The organism is Mesorhizobium sp. M7A.F.Ca.CA.001.08.2.1, from assembly GCF_003998455.1.
Lineage (GTDB): Bacteria > Pseudomonadota > Alphaproteobacteria > Rhizobiales > Rhizobiaceae > Mesorhizobium > Mesorhizobium ciceri.
In genome coordinates this window covers 1-665 of the sequence record NZ_RZPW01001369.1, presented here as the reverse complement: position 1 = coordinate 665, position 665 = coordinate 1, and the positions used below count along the sequence as shown (strand labels likewise).

The 665-nt window shown below is 60.2% G+C and carries 1 protein-coding gene; it reads right to left on the bottom strand.

Features of this window, described 5'->3' with window-relative positions:
* A partial coding sequence (locus EN914_RS37455; RefSeq protein WP_164779270.1) for an NAD(P)-dependent oxidoreductase occupies positions 1–665 on the bottom strand: 665 nt, incomplete at both ends.

Below are 665 nucleotides of genomic sequence, written 5' to 3'. Positions count from 1 at the left end.
CAATAGCGCCTTTCGACCGCGCGCCCGATCGGCAATCCCACGCCGAGTTCGTCCGCCAGCTGAACGGTCAAGCCCATGTCCTTCACCGTGATCTCCAAAGTGCAAGAGCGATCGTAGCTGCCATCCAGGAGAAATGGGACGAACTGCTCGACTGCAACGGAGTTTGCGGGCGACGCGACAAACTTACGCCACGCCTGCTGCGCTGGAACGCCCTCGCGCACACTTCGGCAGAGCGCATGGCCGCTTGCAACAGCCGCAGCGTAAAAGAGTAGATTCGTCAGTAATTTGACTGATTGGCCCTGACCGATGTCTCCGACATGGAAGGAGATGGATCCCATGATTTGCAACACCTTCCCGCAACGCTCATAGGCCTCCGGTGGCCCGCCGACGAAGAAGCTGACATTGGCGAAATCGACTCCCATGTGGGACAGGTTGCTCACGGGCGCTTCCAGCGAATGCACGCTAATTGCTGCCGCCCGGCGGGCGATCTCGATCGTATTGTGGTAGTCGGTAGTGGACGTATCGATCCATACGCTCCCCGGTGCCATTCCGGCCAAAGCGCCTTGCTCGCCAGTCATGTTGTCAAAGACGTCGTGTGGCAGCGGCAGGCAGGTAATGACGATCTCGCAATCGCGCGCCGCGTCGCGTGGTGCGTCATGCCACCG